Annotated in this window: 8 protein-coding genes and 1 pseudogene; 7 read left to right on the top strand and 2 right to left on the bottom strand. The window is 74.2% G+C overall.

The genetic code is table 11. From position 1 onward, the window contains the following. Positions 1–10: 10 nt before the first annotated feature. The 5 genes and pseudogenes from ABD361_RS04065 to ABD361_RS04045 all read left to right on the top strand — a co-directional run. A pseudogene (locus ABD361_RS04065) lies at positions 11–5482 on the top strand (SDR family NAD(P)-dependent oxidoreductase); the annotation flags it as partial. Between the two features lie 54 nt (positions 5483–5536). Continuing rightward, the gene (locus ABD361_RS04060; protein ID WP_425583141.1) at positions 5537–11938 is read left to right on the top strand and encodes a thioester reductase domain-containing protein; all 6402 of its coding nucleotides are present in this window, start codon (positions 5537–5539) and stop codon (positions 11936–11938) included. A 50-nt stretch (positions 11939–11988) separates the two neighbouring features. Further along, the gene (locus tag ABD361_RS04055) at positions 11989–12753 is read left to right on the top strand and encodes a glucose 1-dehydrogenase (protein ID WP_344433251.1); all 765 of its coding nucleotides are present in this window, start codon (positions 11989–11991) and stop codon (positions 12751–12753) included. Positions 12754–12910: 157 nt separating this feature from the next. Beyond that, positions 12911–13546 carry a ScbR family autoregulator-binding transcription factor gene (locus ABD361_RS04050; protein ID WP_344433250.1) on the top strand — a complete coding sequence of 212 codons (636 nt, stop codon included), beginning with the start codon at positions 12911–12913 and terminating at the stop codon, positions 13544–13546. A 201-nt stretch (positions 13547–13747) separates the two neighbouring features. Further along, a complete protein-coding gene (locus ABD361_RS04045) occupies positions 13748–14941 on the top strand; it encodes an IS701 family transposase (protein ID WP_344433249.1) in 1194 nt (397 codons plus the stop codon). Between the two features lie 13 nt (positions 14942–14954). Here the strand turns inward: ABD361_RS04045 and ABD361_RS04040 are convergent, their stop codons facing one another. Then, on the bottom strand, positions 14955–15446 hold the full coding sequence (locus ABD361_RS04040; protein ID WP_344433248.1) for a flavin reductase family protein: 492 nt from the start codon (positions 15444–15446) through the stop codon (positions 14955–14957). 295 nt (positions 15447–15741) lie between these two features. Here ABD361_RS04040 and ABD361_RS04035 point away from each other — a divergent pair, with 295 nt between their 5' ends. Both ABD361_RS04035 and ABD361_RS04030 read left to right on the top strand, forming a co-directional pair. Continuing rightward, on the top strand, positions 15742–16524 hold the full coding sequence (locus tag ABD361_RS04035) for an AfsR/SARP family transcriptional regulator (RefSeq protein ID WP_344433247.1): 783 nt from the start codon (positions 15742–15744) through the stop codon (positions 16522–16524). 64 nt (positions 16525–16588) lie between these two features. Then, a complete protein-coding gene (locus tag ABD361_RS04030) occupies positions 16589–17764 on the top strand; it encodes an acyl-CoA dehydrogenase family protein (protein ID WP_344433246.1) in 1176 nt (391 codons plus the stop codon). Positions 17765–17897: 133 nt separating this feature from the next. Here ABD361_RS04030 and ABD361_RS04025 read toward each other — a convergent pair whose 3' ends face one another. Further along, on the bottom strand, positions 17898–18479 hold the full coding sequence (locus ABD361_RS04025; protein WP_344433245.1) for a maleylpyruvate isomerase N-terminal domain-containing protein: 582 nt from the start codon (positions 18477–18479) through the stop codon (positions 17898–17900). Positions 18480–18651: the final 172 nt, after the last annotated feature.

Below are 18651 nucleotides of genomic sequence, written 5' to 3'. Positions count from 1 at the left end.
CGAGGTAAAACTCCGCGAGTACCTCAAGCGGGCCATCGCCGACGCCCGGGACGCCCGCAAGCGCCTGCGCGAAGTGGAGGGCAAGGACCAGGAGCCGATCGCGATCGTCGGCATGGCCTGCCGCTACCCGGGCGGGGTCGCCTCGCCCGAGGACCTGTGGCGTCTGGTCGCGGGCGGTGTGGACGCCGTCACCGAGTTCCCGGAGAACCGCGGCTGGGACGTGGACGCCCTGCACGACCCGGACCCCGACCAGGTCGGCAAGTCGTACTCCCGCGAGGGCGGTTTCCTGCACGACGCCGACCTGTTCGACCCCGCCTTCTTCGGGATGTCGCCGCGCGAGGCGCTGGCGGCCGATCCCCAGCAGCGGCTGCTGCTGGAGACGGCGTGGGAGACGTTCGAGCGGGCCGGCATCGACCCGGAGGGGCTGCGGGGCAGCCGGACGGGCGTGTTCACGGGCGTGATGTACAACGACTACGGTTCCCGGCCGAACCTGCCGCCGGAGGGCTTCGAGGGCTACCTGTTCAGCGGTAGCGCCGGCTCCATCGCCTCCGGCCGGCTCGCCTACAGCTACGGGCTGGAGGGCCCGGCGGTGACCGTGGACACCGCCTGTTCCTCGTCCCTGGTCACCCTGCACCTGGCGGCGAACGCGCTGCGGCGCGGGGAGTGCGACCTGGCGCTGGCGGGCGGGGCGACGGTGATGTCGACGCCGGTGGCGTTCATCGAGTTCTCCCGGCTGCGGGGGCTGGCGAAGGACGGCCGTTGCAAGTCGTTCTCGGCGGACGCGGACGGCACGGGCTGGGCGGAAGGCGTGGGCCTCCTCCTCGTCGAGCGCCTCTCCGACGCCCGCCGCAACGGCCACCACGTCCTCGCCGTCCTGCGCGGCTCCGCCGTCAACCAGGACGGCGCCTCCAACGGACTGACCGCACCCAACGGCCCCGCCCAGGAACGCGTCATCCGCCAAGCCCTCGCCAGCGCCGGACTCCAACCCTCCGACGTCGACGCCGTGGAGGCGCACGGCACCGGTACGACCCTCGGCGACCCCATCGAGGCACAGGCACTCCTCGCCACCTACGGCCAGGACCGGCCCACCGACCGTCCCCTCTACCTCGGCTCCCTCAAATCCAACATCGGACACGCCCAAGCCGCCGCAGGCGTCGGCGGCGTCATCAAGATGGTCCAGGCCATGGAGCACGGCCTGCTGCCGCGCACCCTGCACCTGGGGGAGCCCTCCCCGCACGTGGACTGGGAGTCGGGGGCCGTGGAGCTGCTCACCGAGGAGCGCAAGTGGCCCGAGACGGGCCGCCCGCGCCGCGCCGCGGTGTCCTCCTTCGGCTTCGGCGGCACCAACGCCCACGTCATCATCGAGCAGCCCACGGCCGGCGCGCCGGACGGCGACGACGAGGCGCCCGTGGAGCCGGCCGCCCCCGCCGTCACCACTGAACTGCCCGCCGTGCCCTGGCCCGTCTCCGGGCACACGCCCGGGGCCCTGCGCGAGCAGGCCCGCCGGCTGCTGGAGCGCGTCGAGGCCGATCCGGGGCTGTCCCCCACCGACGTGGGCCTGTCCCTGGCCACCGGCCGCGCGGCGCTGGAGCACCGGGCCGTGGTCACCGGCACCGACCGGGCCGGGCTGCTCGCCGGGCTCGCCTCGCTGGCCGACGGCACGCCGGGGGCGGGTGTGGTGAGCGGGGTGCGCGGCACGGGCCGTACCGGCTTCCTGTTCACCGGGCAGGGCGCCCAGCGCGCGGGCGCGGGCCGCGAGCTGTACGCGGCGTTCCCCGTCTTCGCCGCGGCCCTGGACGCGGTGTGCGCCGAGCTCGACCCGCTGCTGGGCCGGCCACTGCGCGAGGTGATGTTCGCAGGGGCGGGCGGCGAGGAGGCGGCGCTGCTGGATGCGACCGGCTTCACCCAGCCCGCCCTGTTCGCCCTGGAGGTCGCCCTCTTCCGCCTCGTGGAGTCCTGGGGCGTGCGCCCGGACTACGTGACCGGGCACTCCATCGGCGAGATCGCGGCCGCCCATGTTGCCGGCGTCCTGTCGCTGCCCGACGCGGCCCGGCTGGTCGCGGCCCGGGCCCGGCTGATGCAGGCCCTGCCGGGCGGCGGCGCGATGATCGCCGTCCAGGCGGCCGAGGAGGAGGTGCTGCCGCTGCTGGCCGGGTACGCGGACCGGCTGGCCGTGGCCGCCGTCAACGGCCCGCAGGCCGTGGTGGTCTCCGGTGACGCGGACGCCGCCGAGGAGGTCGCCGCCCGGCTGAAGGAGCGGGGCCGCAAGACCAAGCGCCTGACCGTCAGCCACGCCTTCCACTCGCCCCACATGGACGGGATGCTGGAGGAGTTCCGGGCGGTCGCGGCCTCGCTGACCTACCGCGCCCCCGAGATCCTGGTCGTCTCCACCCTGACGGGCCGGGTCGCCACCGGCGAGGAGCTGCGCAGCGCCGGCTACTGGGCCGACCAGGTGCGCGGCACCGTCCGCTTCGCGGACGCGGCCCGCACCCTGGAGGCGGAGGGCGTCACCACCCTGCTGGAGCTGGGCCCCGACCCGGTGCTGTCGGCGATGGTCCGCGACAGTGCCGGCGAGGCCACCGCGGCCGTGCCCGTGCTGCGCGCCGGGCGTGCGGAGGCGGCCACGGCCGTCGCCGCGCTCGGGCAGCTGCACGCCCGGGGCACGGCCGTGGACTGGGCCGGCCTGTTCGCCGGCACCGGCGCGCGCCGGGTGGACCTGCCCACGTACGCCTTCCAGCACCAGCGCTTCTGGCTGGAGCAGCTGCCCGTGGCGACCGACCCGTTCGGCGTCGCGGCCGGTACCGACGGCAAGCAGCACCCGGTGCTAGGCTCGCCGATCACCGTGGCGGGAGCGAACCAGCTGCTGTTCGCCAGCCGCCTGTCGCTGAAGACCCACCCCTGGCTCGCCGACCACGTCGTCCTCGGCTCGCCCGTGCTGCCGGCCTCCGCGCTGGTCGAACTGGCCGTCCACGCCGGCGACATGATCGGCTACCCCGTGATCGACGAGCTCAACCTGCAGGTGCCGCTGGTGCTGCCCGAGGACGGGACGCTGCAGCTGCAGGTGCGCGCCGGCACGCACGACGACTCCGAGCGCCGCTGCCTGTGCCTGTACTCGCGCCCCGACTCCTCCGACGCCCCCTGGACCATGCACGCCGAGGGCTACTACCTGCCCGGGACCGCCGAGCCCGCCGAGCGGCCGCAGGGCACGGGCCGGACGATCGAGTACCGGCTGCCGGAGGAGCTGCACGAGGAGGCCGGCCGCTACGGCCTGCACCCGGTCCTGCTGGACGCGGCCGTGCCCGTCAGGGCCGCCGACCCGGCCGGCGGCACCGTTCCGGTGCCCGCCGACTGGTACGGCGTGCGGCTGCACGCCACCGGCGCGACGGCCGTGCAGGCGCGGGTGACCGAGCTGGACGCGAACAGCGTCGCGCTGGAACTGACCGACATGGCGGGCGAACCGGTCGCCAGCGTCGAGTCGATCGTCTTCCGCGACATCCCCAGCGGCCAGTTCACCCCGCAGGTCGACAGCACCGGCCGCGACTCGCTGCTGCGCGTCGACTGGATCCCCGCCCAGCTCCCCCCGGCCGGCGAGACCCCGCTGTGGGGCACGCTCGGTGACACGGACCTCGGTGACACGGACCTCGGCGACACCGACCTCGGCGACACCGGCGAGGACCTGGCGGCCCAGCGCTTCCTCGACCCGGCGCAGGTGGCCACGGCGGTGGAGTCCGGAACGCCGGTGGACGCGGTGCTCGCGCCCTGGGCCCCGGCGGGCACCCCCGGGAATACGGAACTGCCCCCGGCCGTCCACACCGGGACGGCCCGCGCCCTCGACCTGCTCCAGCGCTGGCTGGCCGAGGACCGCCTGGCCACCACCCCGCTGGTCGTCCTGACCCGCGGCGCCGTCGCCACCGCCCCCGGCGAGGACGTCACCGACCTCGCCGCGGCCGCCCTGTGGGGCCTGGTGCGCTCCGCGCAGTCCGAGTCCCCCGACCGGGTCGTGGTCGCCGACACCGACGGCAGCCACACCGCCGAGCTGCTGGCCGCACTCGTCGTCTCCGGCGAGCCGCAGGCCGCCGTGCGCGGCGGCAGACTGCTGCTGCCCCGGCTCCGGCGCCTGCTCGCGCCCGAGTTCAAGCCGCCCCGCCCGGCGTGGCGCACCGACGGCACGGTGCTGATCACCGGTACCGGCGCGCTCGGCGCGGTGTTCGCCCGGCACCTGGTGGCCGAGCACGGCATCGCGCGGGTGCTGCTGGCCTCCCGTACCGGCGCGGACACCGAGGGCCTGGCCGAGGTCGTCACCGACCTGCAGTCCCTGGGCGCCGAGGTCACCGTCGCCTCCTGCGACGTCGCCGACCGCGAGGCGCTGGCCGCGCTGCTGGCGGGCATCCCCGCCGAGCACCCGCTGACCGGTGTCGTGCACACCGCGGGCGTCCTCGACAACGGCCTGCTGCCCTCCCTGACCCCCGGGCGGCTCTCAGCCGTGCTGCGGCCGAAGGTCGACGCGGCCTGGCACCTGCACGAGCTGACGAAGGACCTCGACCTCGCCGCGTTCGTGCTGTTCTCGTCGGCCGCCGGCGTCCTCGGCGGCCCGGGCCAGGCCAACTACGCCGCCGCCAACGCCTTCCTCGACGCCCTCGCCGAACACCGCCGGGCGCACGGCCTGCCCGGCACGTCCCTGGCCTGGGGCCTGTGGTCGGTGCCCGGCGGCATCAACAAGGACCTGGACGAGGCCGACCTCAACCGCTTCGCGCGCGACGGCTTCCGGCCCATCGCCCGCGTCGAGGGCCACTCGCTGTTCGACCGGGCCCTCGCCCACGACAGCGCGGCCCTGGTCGGCACCCCCGTGGGGGCGGCGGCCGTACGGGCCCAGGCGCGCGTACCCGCGCTGCTGCGCGCCCTGGTGACCCCCGCGGCACCCCGGCCCACCGCGCAGTCGCAGAGCGGACGCACCGAGTCGCTCGCCGAACAGCTGGCGCAGCTCACGGCCCCCGAGCAGGAGGCGCTGCTGCTGGACGTCGTCCGCACCGCCGTCGCGGCCACGCTCGGCCACGCGGACGCGGCCGGCATCGAGCCGGAACGGCCCTTCCAGGATCTGGGCTTCGACTCGCTCACCGCGGTCGAGCTGCGCAACCGCCTGACCGTCGCCGCGGGTACGCGGCTGCCCGCGACCCTGGTCTTCGACCACCCCACCTCCGCCGCGCTCGCCGCCTTCCTGCACCGCGAGCTCGCGCCCGACGGCGCCGGCGCCCCGCACCCGGTGCCGGCCGCCCTGGACCGGCTCGAGGAGCTGCTGCCGGGCCTCGCCCCCGACGACCCGCTGCGCGCGGGCGTCTCCGTCCGCCTGCAGACGCTGCTGGCCCGGCTCAACGAGAGCGCGGCGCAGGAGGAGCAGGAGGACGTGACCGACCGGCTGGAGTCGGCCTCGGCCGAGGACATCTTCAGCTTCATCGACAACGAGCTCGGCCGCTCCGGCGGCTGACGGCACGCGCGGCCGGAGCCCTCGCCTTCCCCCATCGCCCAGGAGAGACGATCCCTGATGTCCAGTCCCAATGAAGAGAAACTGGTCGAGTACCTCAAGTGGGTGACGGCCGACCTGAAGAAGGCCCGGGCCCGGCTCGCCGAGCTGGAGGCGGGCACCGAGGAGCCCGTCGCGATCGTCGGCATGGCCTGCCGCTTCCCCGGCGGCGTGGCCTCGCCCGCGGACCTGTGGCGCATGGTCGAGGGCGGCGTGGACGGCATCTCGCCGTTCCCCGCCGACCGCGGTTGGGACCTGGAGAAGCTCTACGACCCGGACCCGGCCACGCCCGGCACCTCCTACACCCGCGAGGGCGGCTTCCTCGACGGCGCGGGCCACTTCGACGCGGCGTTCTTCGGCATCTCCCCGCGCGAGGCCCAGGCCATGGACCCGCAGCAGCGGGTGCTGCTGGAGACGGCGTGGGAGACCTTCGAACAGGCCGGCATCGACCCGGCCGCCCTGCGCGGGCAGCGGGTGGGCGTCTTCGCGGGCGTGATCGAGCAGAGCTACCTGGGCCTGGACGGGCCGCAGGAGTTCGAGGGCTACCTGCTCACCAGCAAGCTCAGCTCGGTCGCCTCCGGCCGCATCGCCTACGCCTTCGGCTTCGAGGGCCCGGCACTGTCGGTGGACACCGCCTGCTCGTCGTCGCTGGTCGCCCTGCACCTGGCCGTGCAGTCGGTACGGCAGGGCGAGTCGGTGCTGGCCCTGGCCGGCGGCGCCACCGTCACCGCCACCCCGGGCGGATTCGTGGACTTCTCCCGGCAGAGCGGACTCGCGCCCGACGGCCGCATCAAGTCCTTCGCGGCCGCCGCGGACGGCACCTCCTGGTCGGAGGGCGCCGGCCTGCTGCTCGTCGAGAAGCTCTCCGACGCGCGCCGCAACGGGCACCGCGTCCTCGCCGTCGTGCGCGGCTCGGCCGTCAACCAGGACGGCGCCTCCAACGGACTGACCGCGCCCAACGGCCCGTCCCAGGAACGCGTCATCCGCGCCGCCCTCGCCGACGCCCGCCTCACTCCCGCCGACGTCGACGCCGTCGAGGCCCACGGCACCGGCACCCGCCTCGGCGACCCCATCGAGGCCCAGGCGCTGCTGGCCACCTACGGCCAGGGACGGGACGGCGAGCGGCCGCTGTACCTGGGGTCGCTGAAGTCCAACATCGGCCACACCGTGGCCGCCGCCGGCGTCGGCGGCGTCATCAAGATGATCCAGGCCATGGACCACGGCGTGCTGCCGCGCACCCTCCACGTCGACGAGCCGACCCCGATGGTCGACTGGAGCGCCGGCTCCGTCGAACTGCTCACCGAGGCCCGCCCGTGGCCCGCGACGGGGCGGCCGCGCCGGGCGGCCGTCTCCGCCTTCGGCGTCAGCGGCACCAACGCCCACGTCATCCTCGAACAGCCGCCGGCCGAGGAGAGCGCTGCGGAACCGGCGACGGTCACCCCGCCCGTCCTGCCGTGGCTGCTGTCCGCCCGCAGCGCCGAGGCGCTGCCCGCCCAGGCGCAGCGGCTGCTGGAGAGCGCGGGCGACGCCTCCCCGCTCGACGTGGCGTACTCCCTGGCCACCGGGCGTTCCGCCCTGGAGCACCGGGCCGTGGTCACCGGCACCGGCCGCGACGACCTGCTGGCCGGCCTCGCCGCGCTGGCGGCCGGCGAGCAGCACGCCGCCGTCGTGCGCGGCGCCCGGGCGGCCGGCAGGACCGCCGTGCTCTTCACCGGGCAGGGCGCCCAGCGCGCGGGCATGGGCGGCGAGCTGTACGCGGCGTACCCGGTCTTCGCCGAGGCCTTCGACGCCGTGGCCGCCGCCCTCGACCCGCTGCTGGGACGGCCGTTGCGCGAGGTGATCGACAGCGGCGAGGGCCTGGACGACACCGCCTGGACCCAGCCCGCGCTGTTCGCCGTCGAGGTCGCCCTCTACCGGCTCCTCGAGTCCTGGGGCGTACGGCCCGACTACCTCGCCGGGCACTCCATCGGCGAGATCGCGGCCGCCCACGTCGCCGGCGTGTTCTCGCTGGGGGACGCCGCCAAGCTGGTCGCCGCCCGCGGCCGGCTGATGCAGGAACTCCCGCCCGGCGGCGCGATGATCGCCGTCCAGGCCGCGGAGGAGGAGGTGCTGCCGCTGCTGGCCGGGTACGAGGAGCAGGTGGCCGTCGCCGCCGTCAACGGCCCCGCATCCGTGGTCGTCGCGGGAGACGCGGACGCCGCCGAGGAGATCGCCGGGCAGCTGCGCGAGCGCGGCCGCAAGACCACGCGGCTCACCGTCAGCCACGCCTTCCACTCCCCGCACATGCAGCCCATGCTGCCCCTCTTCCGCAAGGTCGCCGAGAGCCTCACCTACCACCAGCCGGAGATCCCGATCGTCTCCGGGCTCACCGGCGCCCTCGCCGACCCGGCCGAACTCGCCAGCGCCGACTACTGGGTACGCCACGTGCGCGAACCCGTCCGCTTCGCCGACGCCGTGCGCACCCTCGCCGCCCAGGGCGTCACCGCCTACGCCGAGGCCGGCCCCGGCGGCGTCCTGACCGCCCTCGCCCAGGAGACCACCGACACCGGCACGGCCGTCGCCCTGCTGCGCCGCGGCCCCGCCGAACCCGCCGCCCTCGTCGAGGGCCTGGGCCGGCTCCACGCCCACGGCGTACCCGTCGACTGGCGGGCCTTCTTCGCCGGCACCGGCGCCCGGCGCGTCGACCTGCCCACGTACGCCTTCCAGCACCGCCGCTACTGGGTGGAGTCCGCCGCCACGACCGACGCCACCGGCCTGGGCCTCGCCCCCGCCGCCCACCCGCTGCTCGGCGCCGCCCTGCCCGTCGCCGGCGCCGACGAGGCCCTCTTCGCCGGCCGCATCTCCCTGCGCACCCACCGCTGGCTCGCCGACCACCGCGTCCACGGCACCGCCGTCGTCCCCGCGGCCGCCCTCGTCGAGCTCGCGCTGCGCGCGGGCGACGAGGTGGGCGCGGACACCCTCGCCGAATTCGCCGTCGACGCCCCGCTCGCGGTGCCGGAGAAGGGCGCCGTCCAGCTCCAGGTCCGCGTCGCCGCGCCCGGCACCGGCGGCCGCCGCGAGGTGACCGTCCACGCCCGGCCCGACGGCCCCGACGCGCCCTGGACCCTGCACGCGCACGGCCTGCTGGCCGACGGCGGCTCCGCGGACGGCTCCTTCGACCTGACCGCCTGGCCCCCGCAGGACGCGACGCCGTACGCCCCCGAGGAGGCGTACGCGGCGCTGGCCGCGGCCGGTCTCGCGTACGGCCCCGCCTTCCACGGCCTCGCCGCCGCCTGGCGCCGCGGCGACGAGCTCTACGCCGAGATCCGCCCCGACGCCGGCACCGACCCGGCCGGCTTCGGCCTGCACCCCGCCCTGCTGGACGCCGCCCTGCACCCGCTGGCCGCGGGCCCCGCCGACCGCTGGGAAGGCGTCCGGCTGTACGCCACCGGCGCCACCGCCCTGCGCGCCCGCCTCGCCCCCGCCGCCGGCGGCGGCTTCTCCGTGCACCTCGCCGACCTCGGCGGAGCGCCCGTCGCCGCGGTGGAACGGGTACGTACGACGACGTACGCGGTCGCCGACGTCACCGACGCCCTCGTCCGGCCGCACGACGCGCTGTTCCGGATGGAGTGGACGCCGGTCACGGCACCGCCGGCCCGGACCGACGCCCGGTGGACGGTCCTGGACCCCGACCGCCCGGACCTGGCGGCAGTGGCCGCCGCCGCCCACCGCTACGACACCGTCCTGCTCCCCCTGCCCGCCGAACCCACGGCCGACGTCCCGGCCCGCGTCCACGCCACGGCACTGCGCACGCTGGGCCTGGTCCAGGAATGGCTGGCCGAGGACCGCCTGACCGACGTACCGCTGACCGTGGTCACGACCGGCGCGGTGGCCACGGCGCCGGACGAGGACGTCACGGACCTCGCAGCCGCAACGATCTGGGGCCTCCTCCGCTCGGCCCAGTCCGAACACGCGGGCAGGATCGTCCTGGTGGACGCAACGGCCGAGGCGGAAGCGGCAACTGCAGCCCTCTCAGGCGAACCCCAGTCGGCGATCCGCAACGGCAAGGTTCTGGTGCCCCGCCTTGCCCGCGCGGCTGTGGGCAATCGTTCCGCTGGGCGGAACGGGTGGGCACAGCCCACCCACGGACCCGCACCGCTCCGCGGCAACGGCACCGCCCTAGTAACCGGCGGCACCGGCAACCTGGGCGCCCTCTTCGCACGACACCTCGTGCAGACGCACGGCGTCCGCCACCTCCTCCTGACCAGCCGCCGCGGCCCGGCCGCCCCCGGCGCGGAGAAGGTCGCCGCCGAGCTGCGCGCCCTCGGCGCGACCGTCACCGTCGCCGCCTGCGACGCGAGCGACCGCGACGCCCTCGCCCGGCTGCTGGCGCAGATCCCTGCCGCACACCCGCTGACCGCCGTCGTGCACACCGCCGGTGTTCTGGACGACGGTCTGATCACCTCGCTGACCCCCGAGCGCCTGGCCGCCGTCCTGCGCCCGAAGGCGGACGCGGCGTGGCACCTGCACGAGCTGACGAAGGACCTCGGCCTCGCCGCGTTCGTGCTGTTCTCCTCCATCGCCGGTGTGGTCGGCGGTCCCGGCCAGGCCAACTACGCCGCGGCGAACGTCTTCCTCGACGCCCTCGCCCAGCACCGGGCGGCGCACGGGCTGCCGGCCACGTCGCTGGCGTGGGGCCTGTGGGAGCAGGACAGCGGCATGAGCGGCCACCTGGACGAGGTCGACCTCAAGCGCATCGCGCGCAGCGGCTTCCGGCCGGTCACGGCCGCGCAGGGCACCGCTTTGCTGGACGCCGCGCTGGGCCTCGGCGAGCCGGCCCTCGTCGCCACGCCGCTGGACCTCGCCCCGCTGCGCGCCCAGCCCGCGCAGGCGCCGGTGGTCCTGAGCGCCCTGGTCCGCACCCCCGTGCGGCGTACCGCGCGCAACTCGGACGTCGTGGACGGTTCGCTGGCCGACCGGCTGGCCGGGCTGGCCCCGGACGAGCAGCAGCAGACCGTGCTGGCCATGGTCGTCGCCGAGATCGGCGGGGTGCTGGGGCACGCGGGGACGGGCGGCGTCGACGCCGCGCAGTCCTTCCCCTCGCTCGGCTTCGACTCCCTGACGTCGGTCGAGCTGCGCAACCGGCTCGGTGCCGCGGCCGGCGTGAAGCTGCCGCCGACGGTGGTCTTCGACCACCCCACGCCCGAGCGGCTGGCCGCGTTCCTCCTCACGGAGGCGCTGACGGCGGGCGCGGGCGGCTCGGCCGGGCAGGCGGCCGTCGACTTCGCCGCCGAGATCGTGCTCCCGGACGACATCCGCCCCGCGGACGAGGTGGTGCGCTCGGCGGACGACCCGCGCGAGGTGCTCCTCACCGGCGCGACCGGCTTCCTCGGCGCGTTCCTGCTGCGGGACCTGATGCGCACGACGTCGGCCCGCGTCCACTGCCTCGTGCGCGGCGCCGACCGCGACGCGGCGCTGGCGCGGCTGCGGGAGAGCCTGGAGTACTACCGGGTCTGGGACGACGTCGACGCCGAGCGCCTCGTGCTCGTCCTCGGCGACCTCGCGGAGCCGGGCCTCGGGCTGGCCCCGGAGGCGTACGACGAGCTGGCGCGCACGGTCGACGTGGTCTACCACAACGGCGCCCACGTGCACTGGCTCCACCCGTACACCACGCTCAGGGCGCCCAACGTCCTCGGTACGCAGGAGGTGCTGCGCCTGGCCGCGCGGCACCGGACGGTGCCGGTGCACTACGTCTCCACCGTCGGCGTCTTCGACGGCGCGGTGGAGGAGGGCGTGCCGCTGAAGGTCACCGACCCGACCGGGCCGGCCGAGGCGCTGCCGAGCGGCTACCTGCAGAGCAAGTGGGTGGCCGAGCAGATCATCGGCATCGCACGCGAGCGCGGGCTGCCGGTGTCCGTCTACCGGGTCGACGTCATCTCCGGCGACCAGGAGCACGGCGCCTGCCAGACGGCCGACTTCGTCTGGCTCAGCCTGAAGGGCCTGCTGCAGGCGGGCGCGGTGCCGGCCACGAGCGGCGGCCGCTTCCACCTGCTGCCGGTGAACTACGTCAGTGCGGCGATCCTCGGGATCTCGCGGGGTGCAAAGCACACGGGCGGCACGTTCCACCTGTTCAACCAGAGCTCGCTGTCGCTCGCCACGTGCGTGGAGTACCTGCGCGGCATGGGGTACGAGCTGGGCGAGGCGGAGTGGGGCGAGTGGAGCGGGTCGGTGCGCGCCGACCGGGAGAACGCGCTGTACCCGCTGCTGCACGCGTTCGAGATGATGACGTCGGACACGGACGCGTTCTATCCGCCGATCGACACGACGGAGACGGAGGCGGCCCTGTCGGGCACGGGCATCACATGCCCGCCCCTGACCCGGGAGCTGTTCGAGAAGTACGTCGGCTTCTTCGTGGAGGCCGGCCACTACCCGCGCCCCTGAGGCCGAAGCCGGCGCCGGGGGCGCGAGCCCCCGGTGCCACACTCGCGATCATGAACGAGAAACTTCTCACCGGCAAAGTCACCCTCGTCACCGGCGCCAGCAGCGGCATCGGCGCCGCCGCCGCCCGCGTCTTCGCCCGCGAGGGCGCCGTCGTCGTCCTCGCGGCCCGCCGCGAGGAGCGGCTCGCCGCCCTCGTGGAGGAGCTCCGCGACGCCGGCGCCGACGCCTCGTACGTCGTGGCGGACGTCATACGCACCGGCGATGCCCGCCGCGCGGTGGAGTTCGCCGTCGAGCGCCACGGCCGCCTCGACGCCGCGTTCAACAACGCCGGCATAGGCGGCGACCGCACGCCGTTGCACCTCATGGACGACGACGTCTACGACGGCATCATGGACACCAACGTCCGCGGCGTGTGGAACTGCCTGCGCCACGAGATCGCCGCGATGCTGGCGGCCGGCGGCGGCAGCATCGTCAACAACAGCAGCGTCGGCGGCCTGGTGGCCATCCCCGCCGCCGCGCCGTACGTCGCCGCCAAGCACGCCGTGGTGGGGCTGACCCGGGCCGCGGCGGACGAGTACGCCCAGCAGGGCATCCGGGTCAACGCCGTGGCCCCCGGTACCACCCGCAGCGAGATCACGGCCGACTGGTTCGGGCGCAACCCGGGCCTGGAGGACATGGTCAACGCGATGACGCCGCAAGGGCGGACCGCGGCGCCGGAGGAGATCGCGGAGGCGGCGGCCTGGCTGCTCAGCGACCGTTCACCGTTCCTGACGGGCGTCGTGATGCCGGTGGACGGCGGTTTCGTCAACCAGTGACGCCCGGCCCGGCGGCCACCGGTGCGGCGGCGGGTCGGGACGGCTCCCGGAAAGGAGACGCGTCCCCGCCCGCCGCACCGGGAATTCTCCCGTCCCGCGGACCGTACGATTTCGGAATTCCGGGTACCACCGGGCAGGACATGAGGAGGGGGATTCCATGGCCCAGCAGGAGCGTGCCAGGCGCACCCGGCTCGCCATTCTCGAGGCCGCCGGAACCGTCTTCGACGAGTGCGGCTACGAAGCCGCGACGATTTCCCAGATCCTGGCCCTCGCCGATGTGACCAGGGGAGCGCTGTACTTCCATTTCAGCTCCAAGGAGGACCTGGCGCGCGGCGTGCTCGACCTGGCGGTGACGACGGAGGGGGTCGTTCCGCAGCAGTTCAAGCTGCAGGAACTGGCGGACGCCTCACTGCTGCTGGCGGACCGGTTGCCGAAGGAGCCCATGCTCAGGGCGGCGCTGCGGCTGTCGGTGGACCAGCGGGCCCGGGCGCTGTTCGGTACGCGCTGGCCGGACTGGATCGGCGTGGCGGAGGGGCTGCTGGCCGAGGCCAAGGAGCGCGGCGAGGTCCTGGCGCACGTGGACCCGCACGAGACGGCCCGGCTGCTGGTGGCGTCGTGGACGGGCGTGCAGCTGATGGCGGAGGCCGTGCCCCAGCGGGAGGACCTCGTGCACGAGATCTCCCTGCTCTACCAGTTGCTGCTGCCCAACATCGCCGTCCCTGCGGTGCTGGCCCGGCTGGACATGGCGCCCGATCGCCCGGACCGGCTGCGGCAGCAGTCGGCGCGCTCCTGACACGCCACCAATCATTGGCCAGACTTTCACCCGCTGAAACCGTTCGTATGGTTTATTAACAGTAGTCACCCGCGGTGCCTTCGCACCCGCTTCGGGTGCATTTCCGCCCGCCCGGCCACGGGCTCGAACGCTGCGGACAGCGCTCGGCGGATCGACATGCTCGCGCAGGACGCAGGTCCGGCATGACGGTGGGGGGATGCAATGACAGCTGATCAGGTGATCGACGACGTCGGTGCCGTCCTCTTCGACTCGCTCGCCCGCAGCGACCAGCGCCTGCGCGCCCAGCAGTACGTCCGCGGACTGCTGACCGCCGAGGGCCGCAAGACCCTGCGCAACATCGCCGAGCAGATCGGCGGCACGACGGCCCGGCAGAGCGTGCACCACTTCATCAGCGATTCGTCGTGGGACTGGCGCCCGGTACGGCAGTCGCTGGCCGCCCACGTCGAAACGCTCCTGCGGCCGCGGGCCTGGGTGGTACGGCCCACCGTGATCCCCAAGGCGGGCATGCACTCGGTGGGCGTCGAACCCCGGTTCGTACCGGCCACCGGGCAGACCGTCAACAGCCAGCAGGCCTACGGCGCCTGGCTCGTCGGCAGCCACGCCGTACCCGCCGACTGGCGGTTACAGCTGACCGAGAGCTGGCTGGCCGACGCCGGGCGCAGGCAGCGCGCGAACATCCCCGAATCGGTCAACACCGCCACCGCCGAGGCGTGCGTACGGCAGCTGATGCCGGCCTCCGGGGCCGGGCCGCAGCGCCTGCCGGTGGTGGTGAGCGTGCCCGGCCTGGACGTCGCCGAGTGCGCCCGGCACCTCGAAGGCGTCCTGGGCCCCCTGCTCTTCCGCGTCGAACCCGGCACCCGGCTGCGGCCCGACGGCGCCCTCCTGCAGGCCTACAGCGACCGCACCACGACCGCCGGGCAACTGGCCGAGGCGGCGGGGCGCCTGCGGCGGCCGGCGGAATGGACGCGCACCCGCGACGAACGGGGCGAGACCCTGGCCACGACGCTGCCGGTGCACCTGCCCACGCCGGCCCGGGAGCCGGCCGCGAGCCGCTTCGACAGTGCGGGCCGCAGGCCGCTGCGGCTGGTGGCCGAGTGGTCCGGCGACGACCGGCGACGGCCGCGCCTGTGGCTGACGGACTCCGCCGACCTGCCCCTGGGCACCCTGCTGCGTCTGACCCGGCTGACGGACACCGCCGACCGCGACGCCGCGCGGATCGCCGACGCCGTGGGCATACGGGACTTCGTGGGCCGCTCCTACCAGGGCTGGCACCGGCACGTCACGCTCGCCTCGGTGGCCCACCTGGCCGTCGTCCTGGCGGGCACGGCGGCCTTCCCGGCGACCCGCGAGCAGCAGGCGGACCGGCCGGCGGGCCCGGCCGGCCACGTGGCCTGAGGTTTCCTCGCGGTCAGCCCACCGGGTTCAGCTCGTGGAAGCCGCGCTGGTAGTACACCAGCGGCTCGCCCTCGCCGTCCTGCGCGTGGTGCACCTCGCCGATGAGGATCAGGTGGTCACCACCCGGAATACGCCGCTCCGTACGGCACTCGAGGCGCGCCAGCGCCCCCGGCAGCAGCGGCAGACCGCGGGAGGAGAGCTGCACGTCCGTACCGGCGAACTTGTCCGCGCCCTTGCTGGCGAAGCGCCCGGCGAGGTCCTGCTGCCCCTGGGCCAGCAGGTGCACCACGAACCCCTCCGACTGCCGGAACGCCTCGAAGCAGTTGGCCCGGTTGTCCAGGCACACCAGAACGAGCGCGGGGTCGAGCGACACGGAGGAGAACGCGCTGGCCGTGAAACCGTGGCCGCGCCCCTGGGCGTCGCTGGTGGTCACCACGGTGACGCCGCTGGCCCAGCGGGAGAGAGCAGCGCGGAACAGGTCGGGGGAGATCGTCTCTGTGAGCACGCCCCCAGCCTGTGCGCAGGTGCTCGAGGCCGGATCCAGGGCGGTGCGATGCGCTTGCCGGGAGCCGCTCGAAGTGCGATCGAGGCCGGGTCGAGGGCCGGGCACGCACATCTGCGCGCGCCCGGTCCGGGCGGATATGAGCGGCACGCCAAATAAAAATACTTACCGTCCGGTAACCTGACACTCTTGGGTTCTCTCGGTAGGAATCCTCACCCCGTGTGCCTACTGTCGGAATCACCCTTTCAGGTGATCGGCGCGGGGGTCATCGGCAGCGCCGGGAACAGGAGTGTGCACAGTGAGGTTCAACCTCATCGGGCCGTTCGAAATAGTCGCCGACGACGGCAGGACGTACGTACCGAGCACCCCGAAGGTCTGCCAGGCCCTGGCACTGCTGCTGACCCGGCCCAACGAGATCGTCACCGCGGACGCGCTCATCCAGGAACTGTGGGGCCAGAAGCCGCCCCGCAGTGCCCTGACCACGCTGCAGACGTACATCTACCACGCACGGCGGATGTTCGTGAGCGAGGAGCTCGCCCCCGCCGGCCGTATGCTCCTGGTCACGCGCGCCCCCGGGTACGTCGTCCAGGTCGACGACGACGAGGTCGACATCAAGGTCTTCGAGCGGCTCGTCGCCCGCGGTCACGCCGAGCTGCAGGACGGCGACCCCGAGACCGCCGTCGTGCACCTCAACCAGGCGCTCGGGCTGTGGCGCGGCCCGGTGCTCTCCAGCATCCCCTCCGGTGACCTGCTCGCCGGCTCCATCGCCCACCTCGACGAACTGCGCATCCGGGCCCTCGAATTACGGATCGAGGGCCAGGGCCGGCTGGGCCGGCAGCGCGAATCCATTCCCGAGCTGCGGCTGCTCGTGCACGCCTATCCGCTCAACGAGTGGTTCCACGGCCAGCTCATCTCCGCCCTGCACAGCGCCGGGCGGCGGGCCGAAGCCCTCAAGGCGTACCAGAACCTCTACCGCATCCTCGACGAGGAGCTCGGCCTGGAGCCCTCGCCCGAACTGCAGCGCCTGCAGCAGGACGTGCTCAACCCCGAGCCGGATTACCGTGCCATGACCGCGGGTTGATCACCCGAAGTGAGCTCCTCAGTAGCGTTCCGTACCGATAGCCGGAACGACGAGGAGCCCCCGCATGGCCGTGAACGGCGACCTTGCATCCGTCCTGGATGCGGTCAAGAGCATCGTCCCCACTCTCCGCAAGAACGGCCGGGAGGCCGAGGAACGCCGCTGGATCCCCGAGGAGAACATCACCCTCCTCGAGGAGGCCGGCGTCTTCCGCATGGCCGTGCCCCGGCGCTTCGGCGGGCTGGACCTGCCGCTGGCCGACCAGACCAAGGTCATAGCCGAGATCGCCCGCGGCTGCCCGTCCACCGGCTGGCTCACGATGGTGTGGGTGACCAGCGCCTGGGCCGCCACCCTCTACCCGGACAAGGCCCAGGAGGAGATCTTCGCGGGCGGCGACACCCGGGTCTCCATCGTCTTCGCCCCCACCGGCACCCTCACCCCGACCGACGGCGGCTACCTGCTCAACGGCACCTACCGCTTCAACTCCGGCTGCCGTGGCGCCCACTGGAACTTCACCGCCGCCGTCCTGGAGGAGGCCGACGGCTCGCACCGCGAGGTGATGGCCATCGTCCCGATGGACAAGATGACCATCGCCGACGACTGGCACGTCTCCTCCGGCGCCGGCACCGGCAGCTCCACCACCACCGCCGAGAACGTCTTCGTCCCCGCCCACCACGTCGTCGACTACGGCGAGGTCATGGTCTGCGCGACCGGCGACCGCTCCAACACCGGCGCCACCGGCCGCAACTACGGCCTGCTGGCCTTCATCCTCGCCGAGGTGACGGCGGTCTTCCTCGGCATCGCGCAGGGGGCGTACGAGCTGTTCCTGGAGCGTCTCCCCGGCCGCGGCATCACCTACACCAACTGGACCGACCAGAAGCAGCACCCGCTCACCCAGATCCAGGTCGCCACCGCCCGCAACAAGATCGACGCCGCCGAGGCGCTGTCGGAGCGCTGGCTGGAGGTGCTGCAGCGGCGCGCGGACGCCGGTGAGCAGCCCACGGACGAGGAGAAGGCGATCGTCCGCGGCCAGACCGCGTTCGCCACGCAGCTCGCCAAGGAGGCCGTGGACATCCTCTTCGAGGCCAGCGGCGGCTCGGTCATCCAGCGCAGCGTCGACCTGCAGCGCTTCCACCGCGACATCCAGGGCTTCGCCCTGCACGCCCTCGTGCAGCAGGCCGCCAACCTGGAGGTGCAGGGCCGCATCCTGCTCGGCATGGACCCGGACACCGACTTCCTGTAGGCCGCGATCCGCACGGGTCACGGGCTCGTACGGGTCACGGGCTCGCACGGCCCAAGGGGCCGCACGGACCACGGGTGAGGGCCCGGACCGCCTGGGTGGCGGTCCGGGCCCTCGGCCGTCGGCAGGCGTCGGGTCAGCGGACGGTGCCGTCCCAGCGCCAGTTCGTACGCCGCGGCAGGCCGGGCAGGGCGATGCGGCCGGTGCACCACAGCAGGGTCTGCGCCGGCGCGTGGCCGGTGGGGGCGTCCCGGAAGAGGCGCTCGACCACGGGCGCGCACAGCTCGTCCGACGGCGTCCAGTCGATGCCGTGCGCCAGGGCGAGGTCACGGCCGTGCACCACCAGCTCCAGGACACCCATCGCGGCGAAACCGGGGCCGTCGGAGTGGCCGTAGGGGTGCCAGGCGCGCACCTCCGGCTTCGCGTCGCGCACGGTGGTCGCCAGGAGGGTGCCGGCGATGCGGATGCCTTCGAGGGCCGCCGGGATCGGGGCCTGGGAGTCGATGGAGGAGAACAGGGTGATGTAGCGGTCCTGCGGCTGGGCGATCAGCAGGCCGGCGTAGCCGACGACGCCCAGCGCGATGTGCGAGAGGGTCTCGCGACAGCTCCACTCCAGCTCCCCGGCACGTCCGTCCCAGTTCCGGTCGGCGGCCTTCTCCAGCACGCTGGTGACGTCGGTGGCGGCGGTGGTCACGAGGTCGGGCCAAGAAATCGTCATGCGACGGATGGTGCCACACGGAATTAACACCTCCGCCCAATCCCCGCACATCACACGGCTTTTCGGCCGCACTACGCACCGCGGGGTAAGCGACCGGCAATCGAGCGGGAATCACGCGGTAATCGGGCGGTAATCGGCGGCCCGTTACCGGCGCATGACCTCCAACTGTCCG

The organism is Streptomyces luteosporeus (assembly GCF_039532865.1).
In the GTDB taxonomy this organism is placed as follows: domain Bacteria; phylum Actinomycetota; class Actinomycetes; order Streptomycetales; family Streptomycetaceae; genus Streptomyces; species Streptomyces luteosporeus.
The sequence above is the reverse complement of the archived record's forward strand: the minus strand, read 5'-3'. Positions and strand labels throughout refer to the sequence as shown.